We start from the raw sequence: 5390 nt of genomic DNA on the forward strand, positions 1-5390 counted from the left end.
AGGATATTTGAAATTAACACAATAAAAACAATCAGATAGCGTACAGAAATGACGATTAATACAGCTGTCCCAGATGAATGCCAAATCACACGCACTATTTAAGTGCCAACGCACTATTAGCCAGCGAGGACCACTAATTCGGCATAAAAAAAGGATGCACTAGGCATCCTTTAGCGAAGTAATAACGTCGTCGATTAGTCTCCGCTGACTGGCACTGCCACCCCTTGCTGCGCCTCTAATTTTTCAACACGCTTGCGCAGAGCCTCAACTTCACGCTGCAGAGCTTTAACACTAGCAGTATTGCTCGACGGCGCGGCTTTTACTGTGCTCATAATTAACTGGTCCAATAGAATACGCCCTGGCTTACCGGCCGAAGCCATGGTTCCGGGGCTGCCCGCCAAGCCGCCAGCAGCGCCACCTACCCACTTGCGGCTACTTCCTGTCAAGCTCTTCTTAATTGCATAGCGACCGCCCCCACCTGCACCACCAGAGCCAGCGTCACCGCCTTCGCCACCAGCACCGCCGTCGGCATTAATACTTAGGCGACTCACCATGCTATCGCCAGATTCCGTCTTAGCAATACTTTGATACAAAAAGGTAACATCACCGCCACGACCACCTTCACCGCCGTCACCACCGTTACCGCCTTCGCCTGCGACTTCAGCCCCGCAACTGGTATTAAAATCAGCGCCGTCACCACCAGCACCGCCAAGGCCACCGTCACCACCAGCACTGAGAATCTCCATGCTGCCCAAGCTTTCCAGTACAAGTTGTAAGCGGATTTCGACACCATCACTACCAGCTTGGCCACTTTCGCCGGGCTGACCGTCGACAAACTCACCACAGGCTGTAGCGGTCATTCCTGGCGCACCGTTTTGACCTGCAGAGCCGCGACCGTCGATGACCACATCTTTACCAATATTAGCCAGCCGGGCATGTACCCGCCACGAGTTTACGCCGGGCGCAAAGCTAATTCGGGCATCGTCACCAATATTCAGCTCATCTAAAATCAATTCCTGTTGATCAATACCGACAAGATAGGCTTGGCCAGCCGGAATTGTTAAATCGGTTGCCATGCTCGTCAGCGGAACCAATGCTAACGCCATTGTGGCAAGGTATTTCATGGGAGTGTCCTAAAGGGGTAAAGGCCGCTATTATAATCCTTGGCAAGAATAAAAATGCGGCATTTTGTGTGAATAGTCATCAATTAGTATGACATACGCGACGGACGGTGGTGAACCCAAAATCACTTCCGCATATTTGCTTGGGGGGGGGAGATTCATTTTACGATTAGCGCCAGACGCGGCTTTCGTCTTGGCGATCCTTTTTCATACCTAAGGTTTTAGTGATTCATACTGTTTTTGCTATCCTTGAGGAGGCACGGACACGTATTTACAAGGGCGCTGTGAATAGTATGTTGAGTGAACACTTAACCCCAAGCGCGACTGCCGAGCTGGCCCCCTGCCTTCGCAGGGGCGGTGTCCGGCTTCGCAGAAGTGACAGGGAATACTTTTGATACAAGCGTGATAGTTTGAGAAAACTGCGGGTCACTCTCTGTAACTCCTCTGACCGGTCCTACAGCGCAGAAAATGCCTAGATCCCCAGCAGCCCTCTATCCCCCGTCATATTATTAGCGTTATATTGCTAGCACTGGTTTGAATTTGACTATAAAGAAGGAGCCTAGAATGAAGTTAGTCGCATGGTTTAGCGCATTATTATTTTTTGCCTCGGCGGCGAATGCCGAGCTTGTTGAGAGTAAGTTAACGCTGCCAGGTAAGCTGGGGTCGGCGGTGTTGTACAGTGATTCATCCAAAACCGAAGCCGGTCCAGCGGTGATTGTTGTGCATGAGTGGTGGGGATTAAATGATTATGCCCGAGGCCGGGCACAGCAATTGGCCGAAGCGGGTTATACGGCTATCGCGGTAGATATGTATGGCAATGGCAAAAGCACCGAGCATCCGAAAGACGCCATGGCGTTTATGAATGCGGCGTTGGCGGAGCCCGCTAAAATGAATGCCCGCTTTGATGCGGCGCTGGCTATTTTGCGCAAGCAGCCCGCGGTGGATGCCAGCAAATTGTACGCGATTGGCTACTGTTTTGGTGGCGCTGTGGTGTTGAATCAGGCGCGGCGCGGCTTAGATTTGGCTGGAGTCGCCAGTTTTCATGGCAGTTTGGGCACCGAAACTAAAGCTAAGCCAGACACGATTAAAGCGAAGGTCTTAGTGGCAACCGGCGGTGCCGATCCCATGGTACCGCCCGCGCAGGTCGGTGGTTTTGTTGAAGAAATGAGTGCCGCTGGGGTGAATTTACAGTTATTGAGTTTCCCCGGCGTTGTGCATAGCTTCACTAACCCTGGCTCGACTGCGGTTGGTGAAAAAACCAAAATGCCTTTGGCCTATGACGCCTATGCCGACCGCGTAAGCTGGGAAGCCTTAATGGCGATGCTAGCAGAGTAAATAGCCAACTCGGCACGCCCTATTCACGCGTGCCGAGTTAGTTAAACAACGACTGCAGGCTAAGAAAACCAAATACGATCAAGGCTAGGGCAATAAGAATATTACTACCGATGCCAAATCGTTGTGTTTTAGCAATGATGCAGTTATTTAAATACAGCAAAGTTAATGCAAGAAAGGGCATGAAAAACGCCCCAATCACCGCGTAAAGCATCACCAGCCACACTGGTTTCCCTAGTAGTAAAAGAAGCATGGGAGGCAGTGCGAGATAGCCTAAAAAACTCCGATACGCCCAGCTATTCTGGTCAGCTGCGGCTAGCTGTTTAGATTTGTTGCGGGTGGCCATTATATCGGCAAACAAATAGGGTACCCCCTGCCATACACCGAGCATAGAGCTAAACACCGCCGCCCAGACCCCGAGTAAAAACACCTCTCTGAATGCCGGCGACAATGTACGCCCTAATTCGTCGGCCATCGCAACAAGCACCTGGTTACCTTGTATTGTGGCTGGCGCGGCTTTGGCAGCCAGTAACATAATGCCAACGCCGAATAGCGCGGTAATAGTGTACGCTACAATTAAATCTATGCGGGCCAAAGGCAGGGCGGCGCTACTGTGCCAAGCCTTTTCTCGCATCCAGTAGCCGTAGCACAGCAAGGTTACACTGCCGCCAACCCCGCCAATGACAGCCAATACCATATTGCCATGTGATTGCATGCCAGTATCGATAAGCAGACTTTGCTGTAAATTGATGCCCGATAAATCAAGGCTGGCAAGCGCCGCCATCACCGTGATGAACATCAATAAAATCAGTACTTTCATTGCCGACTCAAACACCGAGTAACGACCAAACAACACCAACAATACCGCCAGCAGGGAGTGCAATACCGCCCAACTATTGATCGACAGCTGCGGGAATAAGGCATTGGCGGCGAGACCACAGGCCGCCATGAGGGCGGCGCCCACTAAGAACCCCCACAGCAAAAGATAAATCATAAAATAACCATTCACCCAGCGCGGCAAATGTTGTTGCCAGCCCTGCAAAATACTGCGGCCCGTGCTAAGTTGCCAGCGCGCCAAACCTTCATTTAATGCGAGTTTGATGAGTGCGCCAAAAACCACTGCCCAAATAATTTGGCCACCGAGACTGGCGCCGGATACAGCGGCGGCCACCAAATCGCCGGCGCCAAGGCCGGTGGCAGCCACCACAAAACCGGGGCCGATCAAGGTCAGGTTTTTTAATAATTTCATGCTTGGCCTTAGGCGATACTGTTAGGTGATATTGAGTATGAGTATGCCGGTGAATTGATATTTCGTCACGCCAGCGCGGCGTTTACTGCGCTGTGCACCGACATTCTTTACAATAGCGCGTATGAACGATTCGAATATTCCCCCAGATAAGCCCCTACACCGCCTGAAAACTGGTGCGCTTTCCCGTCGTCTTGAATTGTCAAAACTCGGCTTGCGCTATGGCAGCCGCGCGCTGCGTCAGAGTGTATGGGCGCGGATTAGCGGCGACAATGATGGGGCGCTGGCGAAGCGTCGCGAAAACATCGATTTTTTTGTCAGCGAGCTAGGCCGCTTAAAGGGCAGTGTGGTCAAAATTGGCCAGATGATGGCGACCTATAGCGACTATATGATGCCACCGGAAGTCGCCGAAGCCCTGCACAACCTTGAAGACAACACCCCACCCATGGCGTGGGCCGTGATTGAAAAGGCGCTGCACAACGAGTTAGGGGCGGAGGCCTTGTCTGCCATGGATATTGATCATCGGCCATTGGCAGCGGCCTCGCTCGGCCAAGTGCACCGCGCGCGCCTGCGTGCGACAGGCGAACAGCTGTGTATCAAAGTGCAGTACCCCGGTGTGGAAGAAACTATCGACGCTGATTTTAACGCGGTGCTGCGCCTTTTGAAGGTGTCGCGGCTTTTATCCAGCACGCGCAATATTGAGGACTGGTTTGGCGATATTCGTCTATTGCTCCACAAAGAAGTGGATTATGAGCAGGAACGTCGGGACCTTGATTTTGTCGGTAAATCTCTGGCCGCTGATGAGCGCTTTGTGGTGCCGAAAAGCTACCCCGAATTTTCCACTCGCCGGGTGTTGACGATGAGCTACGAGGCGGCTGACTCGGTCAACTCTACCGCCGTGGCAAATTTACCCCAAGCGCGTCGCGATCGCTTGGGCAGTGCAGTATTAGATGTGTTCTTGACTGAACTATTTAGCTGGCGGCGGATGCAAACCGATCCCAATTTTGGCAATTTTCGGGTACGTATTGACCCCATTGGTAACTGCGATCAGTTGCTGCTCTTAGATTTTGGTGCCATGCGCACGCTGCCGGATGAGTTCGCCAATGAGTTTTGCGCAATGATGGTGGCAGCCTATCAGCGAGATAACACAGTATTTTTACAAAAATCGATTAGCTTGGGTTTTATGAAAGCCCATTTCCCCAAGGCAGTCTTAGATAATTTTGTCGATATTGGCATTGATATCGCTGAACCGCTACGCACCCCAGATGAGCATGTTCCCGCGTGTGCGGTAAATGCGAGTGGTCAATATCATTGGCGACAGAGTGGCCTGCCCAAGCGGATTGCCAAGCGGGCCGCGGCGGCGTCGATCAGCAAGTATTTTGCATTGCCGCCCAAAGACTTCTTATATGTAATGCGTAAACTCATGGGTATTTATGCCTTAATATCGTTATTTGATGCGCAATTTACGGCAGACACGGCGCTGCTGAAATACCTGCCCGCTGCGCCGCCCTCGCCCGGGCGCCAGCAATAGTATTCCCTGCAAAACACAGACAAAAAAAAGCCGCTAAAGGTAGCGGCCTAAAATTTTGAGACTGAGTGAGCTTAATTCCTAATCTTCGAGTCGTTCTACGCTCGAAAAGTTCAACTGGATTACATCATGGATTGCGCAATACCTTCGACATCCAAAGTCA

4 protein-coding genes are annotated in these 5390 nt (G+C 51.6%); 2 read left to right on the top strand and 2 right to left on the bottom strand.

What is annotated here, in order from left to right:
* Window positions 1-194 precede the first annotated feature (194 nt).
* Window positions 195-1124: a hypothetical protein gene (locus tag ABYP33_RS17165; RefSeq protein ID WP_373092374.1), complete on the bottom strand. Its 930-nt coding sequence runs from the start codon at window positions 1122-1124 to the stop codon at window positions 195-197.
* A gap of 561 nt (window positions 1125-1685) precedes the next feature.
* Here ABYP33_RS17165 and ABYP33_RS17170 point away from each other — a divergent pair.
* Entirely contained in the window at window positions 1686-2456 is a 771-nt protein-coding gene (locus ABYP33_RS17170; RefSeq protein ID WP_373092375.1) for a dienelactone hydrolase family protein, read from the top strand.
* Window positions 2457-2493: 37 nt separating this feature from the next.
* Here the strand turns inward: ABYP33_RS17170 and ABYP33_RS17175 are convergent, their stop codons facing one another.
* On the bottom strand, window positions 2494-3702 hold the full coding sequence (locus tag ABYP33_RS17175; RefSeq protein WP_373092376.1) for an Nramp family divalent metal transporter: 1209 nt from the start codon (window positions 3700-3702) through the stop codon (window positions 2494-2496).
* Between the two features lie 121 nt (window positions 3703-3823).
* Between ABYP33_RS17175 and ABYP33_RS17180 the strand changes: the two genes are divergently transcribed.
* Entirely contained in the window at window positions 3824-5230 is a 1407-nt protein-coding gene (locus ABYP33_RS17180; RefSeq protein ID WP_373092377.1) for an ABC1 kinase family protein, read from the top strand.
* The last annotated feature ends 160 nt before the right edge of the window (window positions 5231-5390 follow it).

Source organism: Zhongshania sp. (assembly GCF_041584495.1).
In the GTDB taxonomy this organism is placed as follows: Bacteria; Pseudomonadota; Gammaproteobacteria; order Pseudomonadales; family Spongiibacteraceae; genus Spongiibacter.